This is a genomic window from Pseudoclavibacter sp. Marseille-Q434 (genome assembly GCF_050315415.1).
Taxonomy (GTDB): domain Bacteria; phylum Actinomycetota; class Actinomycetes; order Actinomycetales; family Microbacteriaceae; genus Pseudoclavibacter.
Map to the genome: position 1 here is coordinate 60,205 of NZ_JBNPQH010000002.1, position 25,430 is coordinate 85,634.

Annotated in this window: 16 protein-coding genes, 3 rRNA genes and 1 pseudogene; 8 read left to right on the forward strand and 12 right to left on the reverse strand. The window is 65.9% G+C overall.

The window, feature by feature from the left end; translation table 11 throughout:
• Positions 1 to 106 precede the first annotated feature (106 nt).
• From ACQFZP_RS07215 to ACQFZP_RS07235, 5 genes are read left to right on the forward strand one after another with little or no spacing between them, the layout of a single operon-like run.
• Positions 107 to 1,405: a hypothetical protein gene (locus ACQFZP_RS07215; RefSeq protein ID WP_211890814.1), complete on the forward strand. Its 1,299-nt coding sequence runs from the start codon at positions 107 to 109 to the stop codon at positions 1,403 to 1,405.
• The gene (locus ACQFZP_RS07220; protein WP_211890815.1) at positions 1,405 to 2,082 is read left to right on the forward strand and encodes a DUF4129 domain-containing protein; all 678 of its coding nucleotides are present in this window, start codon (positions 1,405 to 1,407) and stop codon (positions 2,080 to 2,082) included. The genes ACQFZP_RS07215 and ACQFZP_RS07220 overlap by 1 nt, the downstream gene beginning before the upstream one ends.
• Positions 2,079 to 3,368, forward strand: coding sequence for a DUF4350 domain-containing protein (locus ACQFZP_RS07225; RefSeq protein WP_211890816.1), 1,290 nt, complete (start codon positions 2,079 to 2,081; stop codon positions 3,366 to 3,368). The genes ACQFZP_RS07220 and ACQFZP_RS07225 overlap by 4 nt, the downstream gene beginning before the upstream one ends.
• On the forward strand, positions 3,365 to 4,318 hold the full coding sequence (locus tag ACQFZP_RS07230; RefSeq protein WP_104252318.1) for an AAA family ATPase: 954 nt from the start codon (positions 3,365 to 3,367) through the stop codon (positions 4,316 to 4,318). Before ACQFZP_RS07225 ends, ACQFZP_RS07230 begins: the two co-directional genes overlap by 4 nt.
• Positions 4,319 to 4,373: 55 nt before the next feature.
• Positions 4,374 to 5,681: a DUF58 domain-containing protein gene (locus tag ACQFZP_RS07235; protein WP_211890817.1), complete on the forward strand. Its 1,308-nt coding sequence runs from the start codon at positions 4,374 to 4,376 to the stop codon at positions 5,679 to 5,681.
• 91 nt (positions 5,682 to 5,772) lie between these two features.
• Here the strand turns inward: ACQFZP_RS07235 and rrf are convergent.
• The 4 genes from rrf to ACQFZP_RS07255 form a co-directional block, all read right to left on the reverse strand.
• Positions 5,773 to 5,889: ribosomal RNA gene (gene rrf / locus ACQFZP_RS07240) — 5S ribosomal RNA — on the reverse strand.
• 130 nt (positions 5,890 to 6,019) lie between these two features.
• Positions 6,020 to 9,133, reverse strand: a 23S ribosomal RNA gene (locus tag ACQFZP_RS07245).
• A gap of 436 nt (positions 9,134 to 9,569) precedes the next feature.
• Positions 9,570 to 11,089, reverse strand: a 16S ribosomal RNA gene (locus tag ACQFZP_RS07250).
• The 16S, 23S and 5S rRNA genes sit together here, the layout of an rRNA operon.
• A 634-nt stretch (positions 11,090 to 11,723) precedes the next feature.
• Entirely contained in the window at positions 11,724 to 12,719 is a 996-nt protein-coding gene (locus ACQFZP_RS07255) for a stage II sporulation protein M (protein WP_104312786.1), read from the reverse strand.
• Between the two features lie 16 nt (positions 12,720 to 12,735).
• Between ACQFZP_RS07255 and ACQFZP_RS07260 the strand changes: the two genes are divergently transcribed.
• Positions 12,736 to 13,602: an RDD family protein gene (locus ACQFZP_RS07260; protein ID WP_211890819.1), complete on the forward strand. Its 867-nt coding sequence runs from the start codon at positions 12,736 to 12,738 to the stop codon at positions 13,600 to 13,602.
• Between the two features lie 88 nt (positions 13,603 to 13,690).
• Here ACQFZP_RS07260 and ahcY read toward each other — a convergent pair whose 3' ends face one another.
• The 3 genes from ahcY to ACQFZP_RS07275 form a co-directional block, all read right to left on the reverse strand.
• Positions 13,691 to 15,163, reverse strand: coding sequence for an adenosylhomocysteinase (gene ahcY / locus ACQFZP_RS07265; RefSeq protein ID WP_179557962.1), 1,473 nt, complete (start codon positions 15,161 to 15,163; stop codon positions 13,691 to 13,693).
• Positions 15,164 to 15,240: 77 nt separating this feature from the next.
• Positions 15,241 to 16,683, reverse strand: a complete 1,443-nt coding sequence (locus tag ACQFZP_RS07270) for a phosphomannomutase/phosphoglucomutase (RefSeq protein WP_211890821.1) — start codon at positions 16,681 to 16,683, stop codon at positions 15,241 to 15,243.
• A complete protein-coding gene (locus ACQFZP_RS07275; protein ID WP_104252264.1) occupies positions 16,680 to 16,886 on the reverse strand; it encodes a DUF3499 family protein in 207 nt (68 codons plus the stop codon). The genes ACQFZP_RS07270 and ACQFZP_RS07275 overlap by 4 nt, the downstream gene beginning before the upstream one ends.
• A gap of 35 nt (positions 16,887 to 16,921) precedes the next feature.
• Between ACQFZP_RS07275 and ACQFZP_RS07280 the strand changes: the two genes are divergently transcribed.
• A complete protein-coding gene (locus tag ACQFZP_RS07280) occupies positions 16,922 to 17,383 on the forward strand; it encodes a hypothetical protein (RefSeq protein WP_179557960.1) in 462 nt (153 codons plus the stop codon).
• Positions 17,384 to 17,407: 24 nt separating this feature from the next.
• Here the strand turns inward: ACQFZP_RS07280 and ACQFZP_RS07285 are convergent, their stop codons facing one another.
• The 5 genes and pseudogenes from ACQFZP_RS07285 to ACQFZP_RS07305 all read right to left on the reverse strand — a co-directional run.
• On the reverse strand, positions 17,408 to 18,895 hold the full coding sequence (locus tag ACQFZP_RS07285) for a DUF5719 family protein (RefSeq protein ID WP_211890823.1): 1,488 nt from the start codon (positions 18,893 to 18,895) through the stop codon (positions 17,408 to 17,410).
• Positions 18,882 to 21,863, reverse strand: coding sequence for a glycosyltransferase (locus ACQFZP_RS07290; protein ID WP_211890825.1), 2,982 nt, complete (start codon positions 21,861 to 21,863; stop codon positions 18,882 to 18,884). Before ACQFZP_RS07290 ends, ACQFZP_RS07285 begins: the two co-directional genes overlap by 14 nt.
• Before the next feature lie 239 nt (positions 21,864 to 22,102).
• Positions 22,103 to 22,420 carry a WhiB family transcriptional regulator gene (locus tag ACQFZP_RS07295; protein WP_104252260.1) on the reverse strand — a complete coding sequence of 106 codons (318 nt, stop codon included), beginning with the start codon at positions 22,418 to 22,420 and terminating at the stop codon, positions 22,103 to 22,105.
• A 217-nt stretch (positions 22,421 to 22,637) separates the two neighbouring features.
• Entirely contained in the window at positions 22,638 to 23,948 is a 1,311-nt protein-coding gene (gene manA, locus ACQFZP_RS07300) for a mannose-6-phosphate isomerase, class I (RefSeq protein WP_283245161.1), read from the reverse strand.
• Positions 23,842 to 24,198 (reverse strand): annotated as a pseudogene (locus ACQFZP_RS07305) (hypothetical protein); the annotation flags it as partial. The gene manA and the pseudogene ACQFZP_RS07305, both read right to left, overlap by 107 nt.
• On the opposite strand from ACQFZP_RS07305, the gene ACQFZP_RS07310 reads away from it, so the two are divergent.
• Positions 24,197 to 25,384 (forward strand): acyl-CoA dehydrogenase family protein, encoded by a 1,188-nt coding sequence (locus ACQFZP_RS07310; protein WP_211890829.1) that lies wholly within the window; start codon positions 24,197 to 24,199, stop codon positions 25,382 to 25,384. The pseudogene ACQFZP_RS07305 and the gene ACQFZP_RS07310 overlap by 2 nt on opposite strands.
• Positions 25,385 to 25,430 lie beyond the last annotated feature (46 nt).

The window sequence follows — 25,430 nt, forward strand, 5'->3', positions numbered from 1 at the left end:
GTTCCAGAACCCGCACGAGACCGGGCGGTTCCCTCAGCGTAGCGGGCGTAGCCTCCTCAGAGGCTCAACCCAGAGAGCGCGGCGAGCAGTATGCCACGATGGGCGGGTGACGCATGGCCCATACGAGCACGCACCAGAGCCCAACCACGCGTATCCGCCGCCACCCGGAGCGCCGTCGAGCGGCGGGTTCGAGCAGGGAGCCCAGTGGCCCGCGCCGCAGCCTGCCCCCGGCTCGTCGAACTGGCAGTACGGCCCTCCGCCGGAATCCGGGTACGGGCAGCGGCCCGGTGGCCAGTGGATGCCGGCCCCGACTCCTGGCCTGTTCCCGTTGCGCCCACTCGCGTTCGGGGATGCGCTCGCCGCCACCTTCCGGCTCTTCCGCACGTCCCCCAAGACGACCCTCGGCAGCGCCGTCATCGTCATGGGCGCGACCACGCTCTTCGCGAGTCTCCTTCCGGTGGTCGTCGGCATGCTCATGTTCACGCGCATCCCATTCGGCGGAAGCCAGGAGGACATCACGCCGATGCTGGTGTCCTCCATCACGCTGACCTCGCTCGCCGCGCTCTTCGGCTTGGCCATCGCCGGCGTCGGCTCGGCGCTCCTGCAGGGCATTCTCGTGCGCGTCGTCGCACGCGGGGCGATCGGCGAGAAGCTCGGCTTCAAGGAAGCCTGGCGCGCCGGGTGGCGCGGCATCTGGCGCCTCATCGGCTATGCGCTGATCGTCGGCGTCGGCTCGCTCCTCCTCATCGCCATCGGCTGGCTGCTCATCCCGTTCATCCTGTTCATGGTCCTCTCTGGCTCAGGAGCAGACGAGGCGACGATGGCCGGTTCCATCGGTCTCGGCGTGATCTTCACGCTGCTGCTGGGCGGCGCGACGGTCGTCCTCATGGTGTGGGTGGGCATCAAGATCATGTTCGCTCCGAGTGCCATCGTGCTCGAGGGGCTCGGGCCCATCGCGGCCATCCGGCGTAGCTGGGGTCTCTCCCACGGCAACTTCTGGCGGGTGCTCGGCATCGTGGTCGTCATCCAGGTGATCCTGAACTTCGCGACGGGGGCGGTCTCGACGGTCGCGCAACTGGCCGTCAGCATGGGCCAGGTCATCCTCACGCCGCTCGGCACCGGGCAGTCGACGGAACCGCAGCCCGGCACGATCGTCGCCTTCGCGGTCATCCTGCTGCTCACCTCAGCGCTGCAGGTCCTGCTCGGGGCGATCGTCCTCGTACTCACCAGCGGAAACGCCACGATCCTGTACTTCGATCTGCGGATGCGGAAGGAAGGGCTCGGCGTGACCCTCCAGCGGTACGCGGAGCAGTCGTCAGCTGGCGCGGAGATCACCGACGCCGACTTCGATGTGCAGCGGGAGCAGCACCCGGCGCCCATGACCGCTCCGGGATACGCGCGCTGATGGGCTTTGGCCCCTGGGCCGGCTCCGGAGAGCCCCCTCTGGAGATCGATGAGGACCGAGCCCGAGACCTGCTGCAGGGCGAGCTCGCCAAGAGCGAGTACACGCAGGCCTCGCCGACCTGGCTCGACCTCTGGATCGATGACTTCTGGAACTGGGTCAACGACATCCTGCAGCCCATCGACGGCGTTCCCGGTGGGCTCTCGCCGATCGCGCTCGTGCTCGGCGCGATCGTCGTCCTCGCCGTCATCGCGTTGCTCGTGGGTCGCCCGATCCTCGTTCAGCGCGCGAGGCGCAGGTCGGCGTTCTCACCTGATCTGTTCGACGGTGACGAGCGCTCCGCGCAGGAGCTGCGGGCATCCGCCGCCGCCGCGGGGGCACGGGGTGACTTCGAGACTGCCGTGATCGAGCAGTTCAGGGCGCTCGCGCGGGCCGTGCATGACCGCACCGTGATCGCACTGAGCCCCGGCATGACCGCGACGGCCGTCGCTGAGGCGACGACCTCTGCGTTTCCGGGGCAGGCGCCCGGGCTGCACCGAGCTGCCCGGTCGTTCAACGCGGCCAGATACCTGGGCCTCGGCGCGTCAGAGGACGACTGGCTCGCGTTGCGCGAGGTGGATTCGGCGCTGCAGGCGGCCAAGCCGGTGGCGCTCACCTCGTTCTCGGGTCGCGCCTCATGAGCCTCACGCAGGAAGCGACGCCGACGATCGCAGAGCGTTTGAGGCGAGCACGTCCGTGGCTCCTCATCGCCGTAGGCGCCGTCGTGATCGCCGTGACCAGCGCGCTCATCGCGGGCGGTGTCGCGAGCGCCAACTCCCCCTATCTCGGTGTCGACTCCGCACGCCCCAACGGGGCGAAAGCCGTGTTCACCGTGCTCGGCGAGCAGGGAGTTCAGACGAGCAGCGCGGAGAGCATCGATGACGCCCGGTCGCGGCTCCAGGACGCCGAGGGGGAGACGACGTTGGTCGTGCACGACCGCGACGGCATCGCGGTCGATGAGCTGGCGGCTCAGATCGCTGACCTGGACGCGGACAGTGTTGTCCTGCTCGCTCCGAGCCGCGGCCTCCTCGAAGCCTTCGGCGGGGCGATCACGGTCGGTGGGGTCGGGGCCGCGGGTGAAGCGGGAGATGTCGTCGAGGCGGGCGCGGAATGCGCTGCGCCCCTCTCCGAGCTGGCACCCGAGATCTCGCAGCGAGGAGCTCGGCTCTATCAGCTCGACGACGCTGCCGCGGGCGGCAGCGCCTGCTACGCCGAGTCGGAGCGATTCGCCTACGTCGAGACCACGCTTGCCTCGGGGACGACGCTTTCCGCGCTGGGGGCGACGGACAACCTGAGCAACGGCGACGTGCTGAGCTCCGCGAACGCGGCCATGGGGCTCGCGGTGCTTGGACAGACCCAGTCGCTCGTCTGGTACACGCCTGGAATCTCGGACGCGGAGGCCGTCTTCGGCGTCGAGCCCTCACTCGATGCGTTCGTGCCGCCTTGGCTGACGCCGAGCATCCTGATCGCCCTCGCCACGCTGCTCGCGGTCATGGTCTGGCGCGGTCGCCGCTTCGGGCCGCTCGTCGAGGAGCGCCTGCCGGTGATCGTCGAGGCGTCGGAGACCATGCACGGCCGCGGACGGCTCTACGCCCAGCAGCGCGCGCGTCTGCGCGCGCTCGACAACCTCCGCATCGGCACGACCACCCGGCTCGCGAAGTCGCTCGGGCTGGCCAAAGCCAGCAGCGTGCAGGAGATCATCACCTCGAGCGCGGCCATCCTCGGCGCGAACCGAGCAGCCATCGCCTGGACCCTCCTTGACGCCGTCCCCGGCAGCGAGGCCGAGCTGCTCGACCTCAGCCAGGCCCTGCTGACCCTGGAACGAGCGGTCGCCGAAGCGGCGGACCCCGGCCGCGGTCCCGTCAGCACGGGCCCCAGCACCACCGATCAGAGTTCCACCGCCGAGAAATCCGGAGGCCCAGTATGAGCACCGATGTCCGTGAAGCACTGCAGCGAGTCAGAGGCGAGGTCGCCAAGGCCGTCGTCGGACAGGAGCGAGCGGTTGACGGTCTCCTCGTCGCCCTGCTCGCCGGCGGTCACGCCCTGCTCGAGGGCATTCCAGGGGTCGGCAAGACCCTCCTCGTGCGGACCCTGAGCGAGACGCTGTCGCTCGACACGAAGCGCGTGCAGTTCACGCCAGACCTCATGCCAGGTGACATCACGGGCTCACTGGTCTACGACGCTGCCGCTGGCGAGTTCGAGTTCCGCGAGGGCCCGGTGTTCACGAACATCCTGCTCGCCGATGAGATCAACCGCACGCCGCCGAAGACCCAGTCGGCCCTGCTCGAGGCGATGGAGGAACGTCAGGTGTCCGCGGACGGGGTGACGCGCGCGCTCCCCTCCCCCTTCCTCGTCGCCGCGACCATGAACCCCATCGAGTACGAGGGCACGTACACCCTCCCGGAGGCTCAGCTCGACCGCTTCCTTCTGAAGCTCGTGCTCGAGCTGCCGTCTCGAGACGCCGAGTTCGAGGTGCTGCGCCGGCATGCCGCGGGGTTCTCTCCCCGGGACCTGCGCGCCGCAGGGGTGCGAAGCGCGCTCACGGCCGAGGAGCTCAGGCGCGCTCAGGCCGAGGCGGCGGCTGTCGATGTCCGGGCGGACGTGCTCGCGTACATCGTCGATATCGCTCGGGCCACCCGCCAGTCGCCGTCCGTTCGCATGGGTGTCTCTCCTCGCGGGGCGACCGCCCTCATGTCGGCGAGCAAGGCATTCGCGTACCTCAGCGGATACCAGGCGGTGACGCCCGACCACGTGCAGGCGATGTCGCTTCCGGTGCTTCGGCACCGACTGCAGCTTCGACCGGAAGCCGAGCTCGAGGGGGTCGGCGCGGACGCGATCCTCCGCTCGATCCTCGCGCAGGTCCAGGTACCCATCTGATCCGGCAGCTGCGGGTGCTCGTCGAAGTTGCAGGTCTGAAGGGAAGCGTGAGCGCATGGTGGTGAGCGGACGTCTGGTGCTCCTGACTGCGGTCGGCGCCGTCCCAGTGGTGCTCTTCGGGCAGACAGCGGAGTCTGCGTACGTGACGCTCGCAATCTGGCTGCTCTTCGTTCTCCTGACGTCGATTGCAGACGTCTTGCTCGCCGGCGCCCCGCGCCAGGTCGAGATCGAGCGTGACCTGCCCGCTCGAGTACGGCTGGGGGAACACGCCGTGAGCAGGGTCGCGATCACCAACCGAGGCTCGCGCACGCTCCGGCTCCAGGTCAGGGACGGCTGGGAGCCGACCGCGGGTGCAACGCAGCAGCGACCCAAGCTCGATGTGCCGTCCGGCGAGCGACGTGTGGCGGAGTTCCCGCTTCGTCCTTCGCGTCGCGGCGACCGGAGGTCCGAGCTCGTCACCCTCAGGAGCTGGGGGCCCATGGGCTTGGCTGCCCGGCAGGTGAGCCTCGCCGACCGCGGTGTGCTCCGGGTGCTGCCCCCGTTCAATTCGCGCAAGCATCTGCCGTCGCGTCTCGCGCGGCTGCGGGAGCTGGATGGGGCGACGCGTCTAATGGTTCGCGGGCAGGGGACCGAGTTCGATTCGCTGCGCGAGTATGTCCGAGGGGATGACGTCCGTTCGATCGATTGGCGCGCCACGGCTCGGCGCCAGGACCTCGTCGTGCGAACGTGGCGCCCGGAGCGCGACCGCCGTGTGGTCATCGTCATCGATACCGGACGCACCTCTGCGGCCCGTGTTGCCGACGAGACGCGTTTGGATACGGCGATCGAGTCGGCGCTGCTGCTGGCGGCGCTTGCGACTCGTGCTGGCGATCGGGTGGACGTGGTGGCCTGGGACCGCCGTGTGCGCGCACGCATCCAGGGCGTCTCCGGTGCCGAGCTGCTGAGCCGCATGGTCGAATCCCTCGCGGATGTGGAGCCTGAGCTGATCGCCACGGACTGGCGGGCGATCCCCGGCCTCGTGCGCGGTGTGACGACGCATCGGTCGCTTGTCGTGATCCTCTCGACGCTCGAGACGGGTGGCACGCTCGAACCGGTTATCGCCGCTCTGCCGCAGCTGGCGAGCAAGCACGTGGTGGTGCTCGGGTCGGTGCTGAACCCGGATGTGCACGAGGTGGCGCTCCGCCGGGATACCCGCGAGCAGACGTACGCGGCCTCGGCCGCCGAGCGGGCCTTGCTGGATCAGGAGCGGGTCCGCCAGACGGTTCGTCGTCTTGGCGGGGACACGGTCACGGGTACCCCGTCGGCGCTGCCTCCTGCGATCGCCGACCACTACATCGAGCTGAAGGCGACTGGTCGACTGTAGGCAACGGGGGGGTTCGGGCAACAAAAAAGCCGGGGTTGGTGGGTGAGGAGCATCTCTGCTCACTCACCAACCAACCCCGGCTCATGAAGAAGTCCGGCGGTGACCTACTCTCCCACAGGGTCCCCCCTGCAGTACCATCGGCGCTGAGAGTCTTAGCTTCCGGGTTCGGAATGTAACCGGGCGTTTCCCTCTCGCTATGACCGCCGAAACACTATGGACAAACCATCATGTTTCGAACCACACACCACACCCAAAACGGGCCGGCATGCGGTCGATTCTCGATCGTCTATCGAGAACCACAAAGTGGACGCGAACAGCAACAACATTCATGTGCATGTTTTATCAAATCATCAGCTTATTAGTACCGGTCAGCTCCACACATTTCTGTGCTTCCACATCCGGCCTATCAACCCAGTCGTCTACTGGGAGCTTCTCCCCCGAAGGGATGGAAATCTCATCTTGAAGCCGGCTTCCCGCTTAGATGCTTTCAGCGGTTATCCGTTCCGAACGTAGCCAATCAGCGGTGCTCCTGGCGGAACAACTGACACACCAGAGGTTCGTCCATCTCGGTCCTCTCGTACTAAAGATAGATCTTCTCAAATTTCCTACGCGCGCAGCGGATAGAGACCGAACTGTCTCACGACGTTCTGAACCCAGCTCGCGTGCCGCTTTAATGGGCGAACAGCCCAACCCTTGGGACCTACTCCAGCCCCAGGATGCGACGAGCCGACATCGAGGTGCCAAACCATGCCGTCGATATGGACTCTTGGGCAAGATCAGCCTGTTATCCCCGAGGTACCTTTTATCCGTTGAGCGACAGCGCTTCCACAAGCCACTGCCGGATCACTAGTCCCGACTTTCGTCCCTGCTCGACTTGTCAGTCTCACAGTCAAGCTCCCTTGTGCACTTACACTCGCCACCTGATTGCCAACCAGGTTGAGGGAACCTTTGGGCGCCTCCGTTACTCTTTAGGAGGCAACCGCCCCAGTTAAACTACCCACCAGGCACTGTCCCTGAACCGGATTACGGTTCGAAGTTAGATATCCAGAATGACCAGAGTGGTATTTCAACAACGACTCCACGAACACTAGCGTGCCCGCTTCACAGTCTCCCACCTATCCTACACAAGCCACACCGAACACCAATACCAAGCTGTAGTAAAGGTCACGGGGTCTTTTCGTCCTGCTGCGCGTAACGAGCATCTTTACTCGTAATGCAATTTCGCCGAGTTCGCGGTTGAGACAGCTGGGAAGTCGTTACGCCATTCGTGCAGGTCGGAACTTACCCGACAAGGAATTTCGCTACCTTAGGATGGTTATAGTTACCACCGCCGTTTACTGGGGCTTAAATTCAGAGCTTCGCCGAAGCTAACCCTTCCTCTTAACCTTCCAGCACCGGGCAGGCGTCAGTCCGTATACATCGTCTTGCGACTTCGCACGGACCTGTGTTTTTGATAAACAGTCGCTTCCCACTGGTCTCTGCGGCCATCAATGCGCTTTCAGGAGTAAATCCCTATACGCCTCAGGCCCCCCTTCTCCCGAAGTTACGGGGGCATTTTGCCGAGTTCCTTAACCACGATTCTCTCGATCTCCTTGGTATTCTCTACCTGATCACCTGTGTCGGTTTGGGGTACGGGCGACTAAAACCTCGCGTCGATGCTTTTCTTGGCAGCAGAGGATCACCGACTACCTCACAAAAGTGAGTTCCGCGTCAGATCTCAGGCTTCACGAGTGACGGATTTGCCTATCACTCACCCTACATCCTTGCCCGGATTCAACCAATCACCCGGTTCGGCTACCTTTCTGCGTCACACCTGTTAATACGCTAACCGCACCAGAACGGGGTCGAGCGCTAGGCTTCCCACCCACCCGAAGGCAGACGAGAAGATTCGGACTCTTAGCACTACTGGATTAGCTTGGGCGGTTTTTCGCCGGCCACGGGAATATCAACCCGTTGTCCATCGACTACGCCTGTCGGCCTCGCCTTAGGTCCCGGCTTACCCAGGGAAGATTAGCTTGACCCTGGAACCCTTGATCATTCGGAGGACGGGTTTCTCACCCGTCTTTCGCTACTCATGCCTGCATTCTCACTCGTGTAGCGTCCACGGCTGGTTTCCACCGCCGCTTCACTCGCCACACGACGCTCTCCTACCCATCCACACGACTGGACCACGAAGGCCTGTCTATAAATATGAATGCCACAACTTCGGTGGCGTGCTTGAGCCCCGTTACATTGTCGGCGCGGAATCACTTGACCAGTGAGCTATTACGCACTCTTTCAAGGGTGGCTGCTTCTAAGCCAACCTCCTGGTTGTCTGTGCAACTCCACATCCTTTTCCACTTAGCACGCGCTTTGGGACCTTAGTTGGTGGTCTGGGTTGTTTCCCTCTCGACTATGAAGCTTATCCCCCACAGTCTCACTGCTGCGCTCTCACTTACCGGCATTCGGAGTTTGGCTGACGTCAGTAAGCTTTTGGGCCCCATCGGCCATCCAGTAGCTCTACCTCCGGTAAGAAACACGCAACGCTGCACCTAAATGCATTTCGGAGAGAACCAGCTATCACGAAGTTTGATTGGCCTTTCACCCCTAACCACAGCTCATCCCCCCAGTTTTCAACCTAGGTGGGTTCGGTCCTCCACGAAGTCTTACCTTCGCTTCAACCTGGCCATGGATAGATCACTTCGCTTCGGGTCTAGGACATGCGACTGAATCGCCCTATTCAGACTCGCTTTCGCTACGGCTGCCCCACACGGGTTAACCTCGCCACATATCACTAACTCGCAGGCTCATTCTTCAAAAGGCACGCCGTCACAGCTACAAGGCTGCTCCGACGGATTGTAAGCAAACGGTTTCAGGTACTATTTCACTCCCCTCCCGGGGTACTTTTCACCTTTCCCTCACGGTACTTGTCCGCTATCGGTCATCTGGGAGTATTTAGGCTTATCAGGTGGTCCTGACAGATTCACACGGGATTTCTCGGGCCCCGTGCTACTTGGGATACTCTTCAACGTCAATACACGCATTTCGACTACGGGACTCGCACCCCCTCTGGTCAGCCATTCAAAGCTGTTCGTCTATACGCTACTGTCACGCCCACTGCCTGGTAGAGCAGCATGAAAAGTCCCACAACCCCGACCGTGCAACCCCTACCAGGTATCACACACGACCGGTTTAGCCTGATCCGCGTTCGCTCGCCACTACTAACGGAATCACTGTTGTTTTCTCTTCCTGTGGGTACTGAGATGTTTCACTTCCCCACGTTCCCTCTACCCGCCCTATATATTCAGGCGGGAGTCACCAGGTCACCACAAGGGGCCTGGCGGGGTTTCCCCATTCGGAAATCCTCGGATCAAAGTTCGATTATCAACTCCCCGAGGCTTATCGCAGATTTCTACGTCCTTCTTCGGCTCCAGATGCCAAGGCATCCACCGTTTGCTCTTAAAGATTTGATTTACACATGAGTAGCCAATCATTTCATTCTCAGAAACTCTTGACTAAAATTGCTGAACACCACAAACCCAACCATCCGAAGACGATCAACATTTGCGGCATTCAAGATGCTCGCGTCCACTGTGTAGTTCTCAACATACGATCGGTACCAACCCGACTGACACAAAGCCAACCAAGAAGGCCCAAGAGTCCGATCCACCGCGCTCACCACTCCAAAGAGCGACAACCGCAGCAGGCCCGGTCCCTCAGGACCCAACAGCGTGCACACCAGCACTCACCATCACCCACACGTTTCCAACCCCAAAGGGCGTACTCCGCACGAACGACAACAAGCACCGAATAGTCAAATGTTCCACCCATGAGCGCCACCGGTCGACGTTTGCGACCGAAATGACTTCAGCTCCACACCCCGAAGAGTGCGTGCTAAGTGCTCCTTAGAAAGGAGGTGATCCAGCCGCACCTTCCGGTACGGCTACCTTGTTACGACTTAGTCCTAATTACCGATCCCACCTTCGACGGCTCCCTCCAAAAGGTTAGGCCACCGGCTTCGGGTGTTACCGACTTTCATGACTTGACGGGCGGTGTGTACAAGGCCCGGGAACGAATTCACCGCAGCGTTGCTGATCTGCGATTACTAGCGACTCCGACTTCATGGGGTCGAGTTGCAGACCCCAATCCGAACTGAGACTGGCTTTTTGGGATTCGCTCCACCTCGCGGTATTGCAGCCCATTGTACCAGCCATTGTAGCATGCGTGAAGCCCAAGACATAAGGGGCATGATGATTTGACGTCATCCCCACCTTCCTCCGAGTTGACCCCGGCAGTCTCATATGAGTTCCCACCATTACGTGCTGGCAACATACGACGAGGGTTGCGCTCGTTGCGGGACTTAACCCAACATCTCACGACACGAGCTGACGACAACCATGCACCACCTGTATACCGACCTTGCGGGGCGAACATTTCTGAACGTTTCCGGTATATGTCAAGCCTTGGTAAGGTTCTTCGCGTTGCATCGAATTAATCCGCATGCTCCGCCGCTTGTGCGGGCCCCCGTCAATTCCTTTGAGTTTTAGCCTTGCGGCCGTACTCCCCAGGCGGGGCGCTTAATGCGTTAGCTACGACACGGAAACCGTGGAATGGTCCCCACATCTAGCGCCCAACGTTTACGGCATGGACTACCAGGGTATCTAATCCTGTTCGCTCCCCATGCTTTCGCTCCTCAGCGTCAGTAATGGCCCAGAGATCTGCCTTCGCCATCGGTGTTCCTCCTGATATCTGCGCATTCCACCGCTACACCAGGAATTCCAATCTCCCCTACCACACTCTAGTCTGCCCGTACCCACTGCAGACCCGAGGTTGAGCCTCGGGATTTCACAGCAGACGCGACAAACCGCCTACGAGCTCTTTACGCCCAATAATTCCGGACAACGCTTGCACCCTACGTATTACCGCGGCTGCTGGCACGTAGTTAGCCGGTGCTTTTTCTGCAGGTACCGTCACTTTCGCTTCTTCCCTACTAAAAGAGGTTTACAACCCGAAGGCCGTCATCCCTCACGCGGCGTTGCTGCATCAGGCTTTCGCCCATTGTGCAATATTCCCCACTGCTGCCTCCCGTAGGAGTCTGGGCCGTGTCTCAGTCCCAGTGTGTCCGGTCACCCTCTCAGGCCGGCTACCCGTCGTCGCCTTGGTGAGCCATTACCTCACCAACAAGCTGATAGGCCGTGAGCCGATCCATAACCAAAAAATCTTTCCAAACACAGACCATGCGATCATGTTAGATATCCAGTATTAGCCACCGTTTCCGGAGGTTATCCCAGAGTTATGGGCACGTTGCTCACGTGTTACTCACCCGTTCGCCACTAATCCACCCAGCAAGCTGGGCTTCATCGTTCGACTTGCATGTGTTAAGCACGCCGCCAGCGTTCGTCCTGAGCCAGGATCAAACTCTCCGTAAATGAATAACAACCAAACAACCCGAAAGCTGCCTGATAAACATCACGCCACCACACCGAAGTGCGATGACAAGTTTGAAACTGACAAAAAACAAAACAACACCAAACCCGAAGGCTCAGTACTGACTTGTATTGTCCAAATATGTTTCCAAAAGGAATCCTTACCCCTCCAAAAAGAAGAGGCACGGGATCAAATTGGCATTTGACATAGTGCACGCTGTTGAGTTCTCAAGAATCGAGCGCTTCCCTCTTCAGACCTCACGGCCATCTCTAAGGAGCAATCGCTTGCACTGCAAACCCCGGACAAGAACCACGGACCGTGAGCATGAAGCTCATCCTCCGCACAACCACCTGGAAGAACCAGAGGCCGTTGATCTCGCTACCCGGTGAGGCAGGAGTTCCGAGTGTAGATCATGTTGCTCCAACTTGCAAGAACAAGTGGCAGATGCTGATCTTTCTTTCAGAACTGTCTGGCCCGTGCGACCCGCTCTCGCGTTTCGCTCCGTCGGCCTGACGAGTGATTACATTACGCAGAGACCTAGCGACGCACAACTCGGGGCGATCCCGGGCGTGTCGCCCGCATCCCCTGCTCCACCCACGCTCCGGGCCACCGGTAGGTCAGCCCGCGTCAACGCAGTCAGCCGGCGTAGACGCGCTGAGCTCCACCATCGAACTTCTCGAGGGCCCCGGTCTCCCCCGCCCGAACTGCGCGGCCGCCGAGCCAGAGCGCGTAGACCAGGTAGAGACCGAGCGCCGCGGCGCCGATGCCGATCTTGATCGGCCACGGCCAGTCCTGACGAGTCACGAACCCCTCGACGAGTCCGGAGATGAACAGGAAGATCGTCGTGCCGATTGCCACGACGATGAGCGCGCGGCCGTCGTCAGCGAGCGACTGCATCCGCGTCTTCGCCCCCGGTGCCACCCATGCCCAGAAGATGCGAAGACCTGCCCCAGCAGCGACGAAGACCATCGTGAGCTCGAGCAGGCCGTGGGGCGCGATCCAGAGGAAGAAGACGTCGAGGTGCCCGTGAGCACCGAGGACAGCTGCGCTCTGGCCCAGTCCGAGCGCGTTCTGCACGAGCACCACCGGCACCCACAGTCCTGTGATGCCGAACGCGATGCACTGCGCCGCGATCCACGCGTTGTTCGTGAAGACGCGCGCAGCGAAGCTGGATTCCGAGAACTCGGAGTAGTAGCCGACGAAGTCCTCCTCGGCGTACTGCTCCAGGGCGGCCTCGGAACCGAGGAAGCCGAGGATCTCCGGGTTCGCCACGATCCACCAGTAGCTGAGCGCGGCGACCGCGATCGTGAAGAGGGCCGCGCCAAGCGTCCACCACCTCACGCGGTAGAGCGCAGCAGGCAGCGCCATCGTGAAGAACGCCCCGAGGAGCACCAGGATGTTTCGCCCGGCTCCGGTGAACCTCCCCCGCGCACGCGACAGCTGCACGGAGAGGAACTCCCCCTCCCGAGTCTCCCCGTAGCTCGTGCGCAGCGCCGACAGCTCCGTCGACGAATCCTGGTAGCGGGTGATGAGCTCGTCGATCTCGGCGCCGGTCAGATTGCGGCGCCGAGCGAGCGCCCCCAGGCGCTGCCAATCCGCCGAACGGGCGGTTGTGAGAGCTTCAAGATCCATCTGTTTCAATACTGCCATGGCCACTCAGACGCGACCCAGGGAACGCCTGAGCGTCACCGACGAGCAGCTTGTCGTCGGCGAAGGAGTCCACCTGGACGTGAGACCCGCGGGCTTTGCGCTCCGGGCCGCCTCCTCCGCCCTCGACGCGCTGGTCTACATGGTCGGCTACATCGGGCTCCTCATCCTGACGATGACCATCCTGTCGAGCGACGACTTTCCCGTTGCCATCGACGAAGCGCTGCTCAGCGCCATCGCCATCGCCCTGCTCGTCGCCTGCCTCGTCGTCGCCCCCTGTGTCGTCGAGACGCTCACGCGCGGGCGATCGGTCGGCAAGTTCGCGACCGGCCTGCGGATCGTCCGCGACGACGGTGGCGCGTCCGGGTTCCGTCAGGCATTCATCCGCGCCCTCCTCGGATTCATCGAGCTCTACGGGTCGGCAGGCGGCATCGCCATCATCACCGGTCTCGTCAACTCCCGGGCCAAACGGCTCGGCGACGTCCTCGCCGGCACGACCTGCCAGCGCGAACGGGCCCCGAAGCTCCGCCGCCACCTCGGGCCGATGCCCCCGCAGCTCGTCGGGTGGGCGACGATCGCGGACGCAGGCAGGCTCCCCGACCGCACCTCGCGTCGCATCCTCGACTACCTGGACCAGTCCGCGCAGCTCACTCCGGCACACCGGGACCGGGCGGCAGGCGAGATCGCCCGCGAGACGCTCCCCCACGTGCATCCGATCCCGGATGTCGACGCTGACACCTATCTGCGGGGCCTGGCTGTCCTGCGCCGAGACCGCGAGCTCGCGGCCCTTGCCGAGATCGCCCGGCGAGAGGACGCACTCGCGCCCACCCTCAACGGCATGCCCCACTCCTTCCCCGACCGAGGCTGAACGGCTCGGTCACCGAGCGGCAACGACGAAGCCCGCCAGAACAGCTGGCGGGCTTCGTCGTCTCGGCGATCGGACGTGGCCGAACGGATCAGTATCGGTAGTGGCTGACCTTGTAGGGCCCGCCGACCTCGACGCCGATGTAGTCGGCCTGCTCCGGCGTCAGCTCGGTGAGCTGCACGCCCAGGGCATCGAGGTGAAGGCGCGCGACCTGCTCGTCGAGGTGCTTCGGCAGCACATGGACGCCGATCGGGTAGGCGTCGAGTCGCTGCCAGAGCTCAAGCTGCGCCAGGACCTGGTTCGTGAAGGAGCTGCTCATGACGAACGACGGATGACCCGTCGCGTTGCCGAGGTTGAGCAGGCGCCCCTCCGAGAGGACAAGCACCGAACGCGAGTTCGGAAGGCGCCACTCGTGCACCTGCGGCTTGATCTCGACGCGCGTCGCTCCTTCGAGCCGCTCGAGGCCGGCCATGTCGATCTCGTTGTCGAAGTGGCCGACGTTGCCGACGATGGCCATGTGCTTCATGCCGAGCATGTGCTCGAGCGTCAGCACGCTCTTGTTGCCGGTGCACGTGATCCAGATGTCGACCTGGTCGAGCACGTCCTCGACCTTCGCGACCTGGAAGCCGTCCATCGCGGCCTGCCACGCGCAGATCGGATCGATCTCGCTCACGATCACGCGGGCGCCCTGCCCGCGAAGGGCCTCCGCAGCCCCCTTGCCGACGTCGCCGTACCCGACGACGAACGCCGTCTTGCCGCCGATGAGCACATCCGTCGCACGGTTCAAGCCGTCCGGCAGCGAGTGGCGGATGCCGTACGTGTTGTCGAACTTCGACTTCGTCACCGAGTCGTTCACGTTGATCGCCGTGAACTGCAGCTCCCCGCGCTCGGCGAGCTCGTAGAGTCGGTGCACACCGGTGGTCGTCTCCTCCGTCACGCCGCGCACCTCCTCGGCGATGCGCGTGAAGTGCCCGGCGTCGTGCGCGAGCGACTCGCGAATGGTGTCAAGGACAACGCGCATCTCGGCGCTGTCCTCATCGCTCGCCTCCCGGACGGACCCGGCGAGCTCGGCCTCGCGGCCGAGGTGCACGAGCATGGTCGCGTCGCCGCCGTCGTCGAGGATGAGGTTGGGGCCGACTGCTCCCTCTGCGCTCCAGTCGAAGATGCGCGAGGTGCACCACCAGTACTCCTCGAGCGTCTCGCCCTTCCACGCGAAGACCGGCACTCCGGTCGGGGCCTCGACCGTGCCCTCCGGCCCGACGGCGACGGCCGCGGCCGCCTCGTCCTGCGTGGAGAAGATGTTGCAGCTCGCCCAGCGGACCTCGGCCCCCAGGTCGGTGAGCGTCTCGATGAGCACCGCTGTCTGGACGGTCATGTGCAGCGATCCCGCGATGCGCGCCCCGGCCAGCGGCTTCTGCCCGGCGTACTGCGCCCGGAGCGCCATGAGCCCAGGCATCTCGATCTCGGCGAGACGGATCTGGTGGCGACCCGCGGCTGCCAGTGCCAGGTCCGCGACGACGAACGGACGTTCGGTGGAGAGCTCGATACCCGACGTTGGTGCCATGAGTGCTGCTTCCTTGCTCCGGGGGTGGTGGTGGATGCTGCCGGCCCCGGCCCCGAGAGGGGCGCGGAGGCCCGTTGCTACTGCGCTCGGATGAGGGACAGCACCTGGTCGCGAAGCGACTGCAGGCGTGCCTCGTCCTTGGCTTCGGCGTTCAGACGGAGGAGCGGCTCCGTGTTGGAGGCGCGCACGTTGAACCACCAGAAGCCGGTCTCGTCCGCACCGCGGACCGTGAGCCCGTCGAATTCCTCGAAGTCGGCGATGCCGGCGAAGGCGTCGACGATCCGCGCCAGGGCGGCGGGCACATCCGCGACGGTCGAGTTGATCTCCCCGGACGCGAAGTACGGGTTCTCGAGCCCGCCGATCTCGGAGAGCTGCTTGTCGGATCCGCCGACCGCTGCGAGCACGTGCATGGCGGCAAGCATCCCGTTGTCGGCGCTCCAGAAGTCGCGGAAGTAGTAGTGCGCCGAGTGCTCGCCGCCGAAGACCGCGTCGGTGGCCGCCATCTGCGCCTTGATGAGCGAGTGGCCGACCTTCGTCTGGACCGCCTTCGCGCCCTCCTGCTCGATGGCCTCCGGCACGTGACGGGAGACGATCAGGTTGTGGAGGATCGTGGGCTCGTTCTCGCCGGCTGCGCGCACGCGTGCGATCTCGCGTCGCGCGACGATCGCCGTGACGGCGCTCGGCGAGACGGGCTCGCCGAGCTCGTCGATCAGGAAGCAGCGGTCGGCGTCGCCGTCGAAGGCGAGACCGAGATCCGCGCCGTGCTCGACGACGGCCGCCTGCAGGTCGACGAGGTTCTTGGGGTCGAGCGGGTTCGCCTCGTGATTGGGGAAGGTGCCGTCGAGCTCGAAGTACATGGGGATGATCTCGAGCGGCAGCGCCCCGAGACCGGCCGCGTCGCCGAGCACGGCGGGCACGGTGAGCCCGCCCATCCCATTGCCGGCGTCGACGACGACCTTGAGCGGGCGGATGCCCGAGAGGTCGACCAGCTCGCGCAGGTACGCCGCGTAGTCGGCGAGCACGTCGATGCGCTGCTCCGAGCCCGGCCGATCGACCGCGGGGATACCGTCGTCGAGGAACGCGGCTGCCCTGTCGCGGATCGCGGAGAGACCGGTGTCGAAGCTGAGCGCCTTGGCGCCCGCGAGCGAGAGCTTGATGCCGTTGTAGGCGGCGGGGTTGTGGCTTGCCGTGAACATGGCGGCGGCCGCGTCGTAGCGGCCGGACGCGAAGTAGTCCTCGTCAGTCGAGCAGAGGCCGATGTGCGTGACGTTCGCACCTCGCGCGACGGCACCGCGGGCGAAGGCGGCGGCGAAGCCAGGCGAGGAGTCGCGCATGTCGTGGCCGACGACGACCGTCTGCCCGGCGAGAGCGAATTCGTCGACGAACCCGGCGCCCAGCGCCGTCACGAGCGTCTCCGTGAGCTCGCTGCCCACGAGCCCCCGAACGTCATAGCTCTTCACGACACCAGAGAGAGAACCCCGCTCGTCAGTCGACGCGGGTGCGATAGCCACAGAAGTCATGAACCCAAAACTACCGGACGCATCATGCTCCACCCCTGCGGTGGCGTCGAGCGTTCTGCGTGGCGTGCGCACAGGTCGTAGCTGTGCGGTTCCGCCGCGAGCGCAAGCGGGCCGATGACGGCGAGCTTGTCCTCGTAGTCGAACGTCAGCGTGTACTCCGCTTTGCGGGAGCACGCGACTCGTGAGCATGGTCGATTGGGCATCGGGGCAAGTGTACGCCGGGCGTAAACTCGCAGTCATGCCACGTCGCCGCCGGGAGAAGAAATCCGAGAACGCCAGGAGGCAGGCGCGCCCTGAGCGCGGCCTCGCCCGCGGAAGGCACGGCAGGGGCATCCGCTCGAGCGTCGCGGGCCCCTACCTTCCGATGCTCACCGGACGCGTGGTCAGGTTCGAGAACCATGTCGCGGATGCGATGAACTACCTGCGCGCGGCGAATCCCGAACGGCTCGCGAACGTGCAGGTCGACATCGCCAACGTGCCCAAGACGCTGCAGCACTCCGATGGCATGGACCGCTGGCATGTCGAGGCCCCGAACCGGATCATCCTCTATCGAGTCGCGATCGATCGGCTCGCGCGGCTGCACTGCGAGGACCCGGTGCACTACCGGATGCTCGTGGAACGGTGCGTGCTGCAGGCGGTCGCCGAGCTGCTCGGCTCGGACCCGTGGGACATCGCGCCGGAGCGCTTCGGCGACGAGTGACCTCGCCGGCCGCAGGTCCGGCGCTCAGCGGTAGACGGTGATGACCTCGGCGAGCGGGTTGCTCGCCGAGATGGGGATGGCAGCGAGCTGGCCGTCGCCCGCGTAGGCGAGCTGGACGGAGATCCGATCGAGTCCCTCGAGCCGGTACTCGCGGCCTGCCTCGACGTCGACGGACGTGGTGCCGTGCGCCGGGATGGAGATCGCAGTCTCAGTGCCGTCGTCTGCGATGAGCGTCGCGGTCTTCTCGACCCCGTCGGCGTCGGCGAGCTGCAGCTTCGGTGACGGGCCGTTCGGCACGGCCACGACCTGGCCGCCGCTCAGCGCGGGAACCGGCTGGTACCAGGCCAGGTCCGAGGAGGTCGCCGTGGCCGTCGTCTGCACCGAGGCGACGACGGGGTGGCTTGCCTCGATCTCGAGGGTGTACTGGCCGATCGGGTATCCGGTGAGCGGGATCTCGGTGGTTCGGCCTCCCTGGATCGTCAGCGAGATCGGCTCGAGCGAGGTGCCTGCTGCATCGCGAACGGCCACCGAGAGCTCGGTCTCCTCGTCGCCGGGCGCGAGGACGCGAAGCGTGGCGCCGCGCTCGAGCACCAGGGTGCCCTCCGCCTCGGACGCCGTGCTCGTCGAGGGCACGCCCACGATCGAGAGGGAGGTGCTCGGCGCGTCCTGCGCTCCGATGATCTCGATGCCGCTCGGCGTCGCCCCCGAGGTGCGCGTCTGGTGCAGTGTGGAGGTCACGCTGCCGGAGACGGCTTCGACCTGCACGACGAGGTCGCCCCGGTCGGGCGCCACGCCCTCGAGGCTCACCACCTCACGGCTGCTGGCGGGCACCGCGATCTCGCGGATCGTCGGGGCCTGCACCGTGCCATCCGCCGTCGTCACCGTCACGCGGACCTCGGCGGCTCGGTCGGCGGGGTTCACGATGACCAGCTGCGTGCTGCTGCCCTCGGCGGTGCTCCCCCCGACGAGCCACTGCTCGGCGGACGGCATGCGGCAGGATGTCGCGGCGAAGCCCGCGGCCGAGGGCTGAGCGAGCTCCAGTGTCTGTGCCGCTCCGAACTCGGTCGGGGCGCCGTCCTCGGTCATCCCCGGAACCGTGAAGCGGACCGGCGCGAGCGCCTGCTGCTCGTCGGCGACTGGGGTCGACTGCACGATCGGCTCGACGTCGAGCTCGTCGAGGTCTCCGGCGAGACGGATACTCGTCGTCCCCAGGGTCGCTGGCAGCGTCGGGTCATCCGTCGCTAAGCCGAGCAACGTGAGGGGGCCTGGGCACACGCGCTCCTGCGCGCTCGCGACCGGGCTGACGAGGACAGCATTGGCGGGAGTGGAGAGCACGGCCTCCGGTGCGAGCTGCACCGCCGCGACCACGCCTCCCACGGTCACGAGCGCGGCGCCGACGCTCAGGACCCGCCAGATGGGACGCCGGCCACTCGCGGCAGGTCTGGAAGCCTCGCGGGCGGCGTCGTCCGCGGCACGCGCCTCGGCGATCACGGTCGATTCATCGGGCGTCATGGTCGCCTCCCCGTGCTCCCGTGCCGAGCACGTCGTCATCGTCGTCCTCGAAGTCATCGACGGTGAGCGACGTGACGTCGCGACGCAGCATCCGCTCGCCATCGTCGAAACCGTCACCGTCCAGGTCGTACCAGGGGCGACCGGTGGTCTTCTCGCGGCGGCGCACATCGGCGGCACGCGCCGTGAGGCCCCCGGTCGGGAGGGCAGTGAGGAGGGTCAGCGCGAGCAGGACGCCTTGCACGATGAGCATCCACCGCCCGAGCGTCGTCCCGGTGTTCGCAGTGTCGAGGGGGCCAGCGACGCTCGGGTCGGTGGGTTCGAGCGTGGGTCCGACCACCTGCCAGAGCGCGCCGAACTCCGTTGCGCCCGCCGGACGCAGGCCCGGGTTCGCGTCGAGCGAGGACACGAGTCGGCCCTCCATCGTCGCCGCGTCGCTTGAGCCCTCCGGCACGAGCAGGTACGAGATGCCGAGCGCGTGCAGCTCCTCTGTCGGGCGGAAGAGGGAATCCGAGGCGAAGTTCACGGCCAGTTCAGCCAGGCGCTGGTCACCGGAGGAGAAACCGACGCTTGTCGTGCGCAGCGTCGATTGCGAGTCGAGGCCGTCACCCGTTCCCCGTTCGAGCCGCACCTCGACCGCGCCACTCGGAAGCGGAACGATGACGAGGGTTCCCACCTCGTCAGAAGCTCGCCCCTGGGCGTCGACGATCGCTGGAAGGGACCGGCCGTCGCCTGCGCCGACCAGTGCGTCGCCGCGCGCCACCGCAGTTGCCGGCAGTGCAGCCAGGAGCACCATGCCCGCGATCGTGACGCCGGCGAGGACGTGCGAGGCGCGCGCTCTGATCGCCCCGAGCGTCGCCGCGGCCGCCACCACGGCGCCGAGCCACATGAGCGACTGCGCACTGCCCGGCCACAGGGAGATGCTCTCGACGCCGACGTGCGCGAACCCGAGACGGGTTGCCGCCGCGCTGGTCACGAAGCCGAGGAGAAGGAGCTGGAGACCGAAGAGCGCCGTGCGCCAGTTGCGGCCACCGGGGGCGAGGACCGCGAGAAGGAACAGGGGCGCCACCAGGACGGCGGCGATGATCGGGGCGAAGGGATACGCCTCGAGCTGTCCACCAGCCCAGCTGGGATCGGCGACGAGCGAGGTGGGGAAGCCGAGGAGCAGCTGCCACGCATCCGGCGCCGTGCTCGCGAGCGGGACGCCCGGGTCGGCGAACAGGGCCAGCGGCCGCCCTCGGTTCCATTGCGCGACCGCGAGCGGAGCGAAGAGGACCAGGGTCGGAGCGGCCGTCAGCAGTCGCTGCAGGAACCCACGACCGCCGATCACCAGCCAGACGAGCCAGACGACGGCAAGCGGGACCGCGAGGAGCGGAGCGGATGCGATCGCGACTGCGGCGAGCAGGCCGGTGGCCGCCGCGCGCGACCAGTTCCGCGAAGCGCTCAGGGCGGAGAAGATCAGCCATGGGAGGACGAGGTGCGCGATGACCGCCGCGATGCGCCCCTCGGCCAGCGCCACCAGCAGCGGGGGCGCGAGCATCCAGGCGAACGCACCGAAGGCGCGGAGGCCGGCCCGCTTGGTGAGTCGCGCCACAAGAAGCCAGGCGCCCATCGCGGCCAGCGGGAGGGCGAAGAGCCAGAGCAGCACGATGCTGAGACTCGGGTACCAGAAGGTGAGGGTGCCGAGCACCGCGAGCACATAGGTGAAGGGGTCTGCCACACCGAAGGCCCCGTCACCCACGTCGCGGACGCCGTACCCCGTCCTCCCCCACAGCGCGCCGATCGAGTCGGCGAGGGGAAGGAGTCCGCCACCGGACAGCGTCGTCTGACCGATGAGCGGCAGCGCCAGCCCGAGGCCGAGCAGCGTGGACACGAGCAGCACCCAGAGGCCGCCGGAGCCGACCAGCGAGTACCGCTCGCGCTCCTCGTGCGTGAGCGCACGCAGCTCCTCGCGTTGCAGGCCCAGCGTCTTCTGGTTCTCCTCGGCGCTCACGAGCAACGGCTCGATGACCGTCCACGACTCGGTGCGGGTCTTCGCGAACTGCGCCCTCGAGCGGGCCGCGCCCGTCTTGCCGAACGTCACGCGAGCGGCGGACCTGAGCTCTGCGAGGATACGCCGCGGACGCTTCCGAACGAGGTGCCAGACGCCCTTGAGGATGGCGATCGGTATGAGCAGGAGCCGGAGCACGGCGAACGCGGGCGGCGGGGTCTTCGTGAGACTGCGGTGGACCCTCGCGGTATCGCGCGCCGCCGCGACGGCAGAGGCGCTCATCGAGGGGTTCATCGCGGCCGTGCCCGGAGCCTCCGGGTCGCAGGCGACTCGAGCAGACGGGGTCAGGAGCACACGTCCGCCGGCGAGCCACACGCGCGTGCAGAAGTCGAGCGCATCGTCCACTGCCGGGAGACCGGGGTCGAAACCGTCGAGAGCCAACCACGGTTCACGGCGCACCAGCATCCCACCGGCCGCGACACCGAGCACGTCGGAATCCTGATCGAACTGGCCCTGATCGAGCTCGTCCTCGCGAAGGCGCAGGCTCTCACCGTTCTGCAGCATGGACTGGCCGAACTCCACGAGCGTCGCGGCGTCGTCGCTGCGCACCAGCTTCGGGCCGGTCACCTCGAGCGACGGATTCCGCTCAGCCGTCGCGAGGAGCTGCTCGAGCGCATCGTGCTCCGGGGCGTTGTCGGCCGCGAGCAGCCAGAGCCAATCCCCCTCCGAGTGGAGGCCCTGCTCCTCGAGCACGGCAACGGCTTCGGCGACGGCACCGCCGAAGGTCGTATCGGTCTCCAACGTCAGCAGGATGTCCGGCTCGGACGCCCGCATGATGTCCAGTGTCGAATCCGTCGAGGCCAGATTCACCATCACGACGCGTTCGGGGAGGCGCGAGGAGCCCTCGAGCGCGGCGATGGTGCGCTCGAGCGCGCGCGACGCATCTCGCGCGACAAGGATTGCGGTGACTCCGGGACGCATTGAACGAATGGTATTCGGGTCCCCCGGCCGATCTCGCATTGGGGGCGGCAAGCCGCGACACGCGTCGACGGCGCACTGGCTCGTCTCCCGCTCATGCATCCGGCTCCCCCGCTCATGGATGCACGAAGGGCCCCGCCCGACCGGAGTCGAGACGGGGCCCCGCCTGCTCGCGCGCTCTCACCCGAGACTGACTGGCCAAGACGATGCGGCCCGGGCCTGACGCCCGTGGCCCGCGCCGCTCAGGCTTGCTTGCGGAGCTTGCGCCGCTCCCGTTCGCTCAGCCCACCCCAGATGCCGAAGCGCTCATCGTTGGAGAGCGCGTACTCGAGGCAGTCGCTCCGGACCTCGCAGGAATCGCAGATGCGCTTCGCGTCGCGCGTCGAGCCGCCCTTCTCCGGGAAGAAGGCTTCGGGGTCGACCTGCGCGCACAGCGCGTCTGCCTGCCAGGCGAGCGGGTTGTCGTCTCCGACATTCCTGCGGACTCCTGGGACGCCGAGGACGACCGGGTCGACATACCAGTCTTCGGGAACCGAGGGGTTCCTCCCTGGAATTGCCATATCACGTTCTCCCCACGTTGCTTGCGGGCACCTGCCCGCGCGTCGGAATCATTACATCGTTGTAATTCACCCCGCGTCAAGTCGGAAGCCCTCAACACTAAGCCCGGTCTTGAGACTTTTCGGAGAAGCCGCGCGGGATTCGCGACGGCGTGTCGCCGAGGATCCCCTGAGGGACCAGGAAACGGCGCGTCGGAATGCCCGCGCCGGAAATTCCCAGCTAGTCGGCGTGTCGCATCGGCACCGTGTCGCGCCTGTCGAGCCCCGGACCCGCCGCGAAGAGGTCGACCGAGCCGATCACTCGCACCGGCAGCTCGTCCGGGGTCACGAAGACAGACTCGCCCGCCGAGATGGAGGCAGTCGTCTTGGCTCCCTCGAGACGGGCCTCCCCCTCGAGGCAGAGCAGCATCGTGGGCCCATCGAGGTGGATGGTCTTGACCGTGTCGACAGGACTCGGAACAACCCGCACGAGGCGGAAGTCGGGGATCTCGGGCCGATACTCCTCGACACCGTCCTGGATGCGCGTCGCCGCGATGTACGGCGGGGGCACCGGCGCGAAGTCCAGCCGTGCGAGCAGCTCGGGAATATCGATGTGCTTGGGCGTGAGCCCGCCACGCAGCACGTTGTCGGACGCCGCCATGATCTCGATGCCGAGCCCGCGGACGTAGGCGTGCATGTTCCCGGCCGGCAGGAAGATAGCCTCACCACGACGGATGGTGATGTGGTTGAGCAGGAGCGCGAGCGCGATCCCGGGGTCACCCGCGTACATGCGCGCGAGCGTCGCGATGATGCCGCGCTCACGAGCGAAGCGCTCGGCCTGGTCACCGGCCTCGTCGCCCGCGAGCGCGACCCGGGACACGGCGGCGACGAGTTCATCAACCGCCTCGCCACCCTCGAGGAGCCAGGTGACGAGTTCCCGGAGATCCTCGCCGGTGGCGAGCGAGCGGACCCGAGCGCTGAAGTCTGCAAGCGCCGCGCGCCCAGCTCCCGGCTGCTCTTGATCTGCATCCGCCCGCTGGGCGAAGTCGCCGACCACGGCGGCGACCTCACCGAAATCGCGGAAGCCGGCGAGGGCATCCATCGTCTCGCTCAGCGCGAGGAGCATCTCGGGTTTGTGGAGCGGGTCCTTGTAGTTGCGCTCCGGCGCGCTGAGGGGGATGCCGGACGAGTTCTCTCGATCGAACCCGCGACGGGCATCCGCCAGCGTCGGGTGCACCTGCAGCGACAACGGTGCCGCCGCCGAGAGGACCTTCAGTAGGTACGGGAGCCCCGGCCCATCGCCCTCCCGCAGGCCCATGGCGTACCGCCCGAGCGTGGCCACCGGCTCCTGCGCGATCCAGGCGTCGAGCGTCGTCGCCACCCGCCAGTTCGGGGTCGACGATTCGACTCGGCGCCCCAGGATGCGCACCGAGCCAGAGCTCGGCTTGCGGCACCCCGTCCCAGTCCGCGTCGTCGAGGGTGCAGGCACCGGTCGTGCCGAGGAGCTGCGAGATCGATCCCGGGGCACCCCAGGCGTAGTCGCGGGGCGCATTCTTCAGTGGCAGAAACATCACGCGAAGGCTACCGAATCTCTGTCCGCCTGTGGGAGAGGTGCGACGAACTGCATGGCAGATACAAGGGTGCGCACCCAGCTCGCGTTCGACTTCATGGTTTCCACCAACCCGGTGGCGCACCCGGCTCACCTCTTCGTAAGCTCGCGGAGCGCTCGATTCGTCGCCGGAGGCAACGCCGCCACGGCCTCGCAGCGCCCCACCCCGCTCGACCAGGAACAGGACGGTCATGGACGACAACGAGTTTCAGCTACTGCCAGGCGACTTCACCGGGCTCGAAGCCGAGCTCTCTCCAGAGGAGAAGGGCCTGATCTCGAACCTCCGCGACTACCTCGAGCGCGACGTGCGCCCCGTGATCGACGCGCACTGGGAGGCCGCGACCTTCCCGCGCGAGATCGTCCAGGGCCTCGCCGCGGCCGGCGTCGTCGGCCTCGCCTTCGAGGAGACCAGACGATTCGAGAACTCTGCGGTCTTCCGCGGGTGGACTGCCCTCGAGCTCGCTCGCGTCGATGCGAGCGTCGCGACCTACGTCGGCGTGCAGAACGGCCTGGCCCTTGGCGCCATCGGCCTCTGCGGTTCCGTCGCCCAGCGTGAACGCTGGCTCCCCGCGCTGGCGTCCGGGGAGATCGTCGGCGCCTTCGGACTCACCGAGCCCGGTTCCGGCAGCGACTCCGCCAGGGGGCTCACGACGACCGCCGAGCTCGTCGGCGACGAGTGGGTGCTCAACGGCGCGAAGCGCTGGATCGGGAATGCGACCTTCGCGGACATCGTCGTGATCTGGGCCAAGGACGTGGCGGACGGGCAGGTGAAGGGCTTCGTGGTCGACACCTCCCTTCCCGGCTTCACCGCGACGAAGATCGAGCGGAAGGTCTCGCTCCGCATCGTGCAGAACGCCGACATCACCCTCGACGGCGTGCGCGTGCCCGCCGACGCGAAGCTCGAGCATGCCAACTCGTTCAAGGACACGGCCCGTGTGCTGCGCAAGACCAGGGCCGAGGTCGCATGGCTCGCGACGGGCATCGCCGTCGGCGCCTACGAGAACGCGCTCGCCTACGCGAAGGACCGGCTCCAGTTCGGCGCCCCCATCGCGGCACGACAGCTCATCCAGGAGCGCCTCGTCGACGCGCTCGGACTCATCACCGCGAGCATCACGCTGTGCGTTCGGGTTTCGCAGCTCGACGATGACGACGCCCAGCGCGACGAGCACTCGGCGCTCGCGAAGGCCGTGGCCACGGGAAACATGCGACAGGTCGTCGCCCTCGCGCGGGAGGTGTGCGGAGGCAACGGCATCGTCGCCGACTACGGTGTCGGCCGGTTCTTCGCGGATGCGGAGGCCATCTACTCGTACGAGGGAACCAGGGAGATGAACACCCTAATCGTCGGCAGGTCGATCACGGGCCACGCGGCGTTCGTGTGAGCGGCGCCGGCCGTCGCGCGGCCCTGGCTTCCAGCGGAACAGCACC

What these genes read in the sequence shown, in the direction of transcription:
- ACQFZP_RS07310 (WP_211890829.1), top strand. Translation starts at nt 24,197, where the DNA reads ATGGACGACAACGAGTTTCAGCTACTGCCAGGCGACTTCACCGGGCTC.
- ACQFZP_RS07225 (WP_211890816.1), top strand. Translation starts at nt 2,079, where the DNA reads ATGAGCCTCACGCAGGAAGCGACGCCGACGATCGCAGAGCGTTTGAGG.
- ACQFZP_RS07280 (WP_179557960.1), top strand. Translation starts at nt 16,922, where the DNA reads ATGCCACGTCGCCGCCGGGAGAAGAAATCCGAGAACGCCAGGAGGCAG.
- ahcY (WP_179557962.1), bottom strand. Translation starts at nt 15,163, where the DNA reads ATGGCACCAACGTCGGGTATCGAGCTCTCCACCGAACGTCCGTTCGTC.
- ACQFZP_RS07220 (WP_211890815.1), top strand. Translation starts at nt 1,405, where the DNA reads ATGGGCTTTGGCCCCTGGGCCGGCTCCGGAGAGCCCCCTCTGGAGATC.
- manA (WP_283245161.1), bottom strand. Translation starts at nt 23,948, where the DNA reads ATGCGCCCCGCGACTACGCCTGGGGTGCCCCGGGATCGATCTCGCAGC.
- ACQFZP_RS07230 (WP_104252318.1), top strand. Translation starts at nt 3,365, where the DNA reads ATGAGCACCGATGTCCGTGAAGCACTGCAGCGAGTCAGAGGCGAGGTC.
- ACQFZP_RS07235 (WP_211890817.1), top strand. Translation starts at nt 4,374, where the DNA reads ATGGTGGTGAGCGGACGTCTGGTGCTCCTGACTGCGGTCGGCGCCGTC.
- ACQFZP_RS07295 (WP_104252260.1), bottom strand. Translation starts at nt 22,420, where the DNA reads ATGGCAATTCCAGGGAGGAACCCCTCGGTTCCCGAAGACTGGTATGTC.
- ACQFZP_RS07285 (WP_211890823.1), bottom strand. Translation starts at nt 18,895, where the DNA reads ATGACGCCCGATGAATCGACCGTGATCGCCGAGGCGCGTGCCGCGGAC.
- ACQFZP_RS07255 (WP_104312786.1), bottom strand. Translation starts at nt 12,719, where the DNA reads ATGGATCTTGAAGCTCTCACAACCGCCCGTTCGGCGGATTGGCAGCGC.
- ACQFZP_RS07275 (WP_104252264.1), bottom strand. Translation starts at nt 16,886, where the DNA reads ATGCCCAATCGACCATGCTCACGAGTCGCGTGCTCCCGCAAAGCGGAG.
- ACQFZP_RS07270 (WP_211890821.1), bottom strand. Translation starts at nt 16,683, where the DNA reads ATGACTTCTGTGGCTATCGCACCCGCGTCGACTGACGAGCGGGGTTCT.
- ACQFZP_RS07290 (WP_211890825.1), bottom strand. Translation starts at nt 21,863, where the DNA reads ATGCGTCCCGGAGTCACCGCAATCCTTGTCGCGCGAGATGCGTCGCGC.
- ACQFZP_RS07260 (WP_211890819.1), top strand. Translation starts at nt 12,736, where the DNA reads ATGGCCACTCAGACGCGACCCAGGGAACGCCTGAGCGTCACCGACGAG.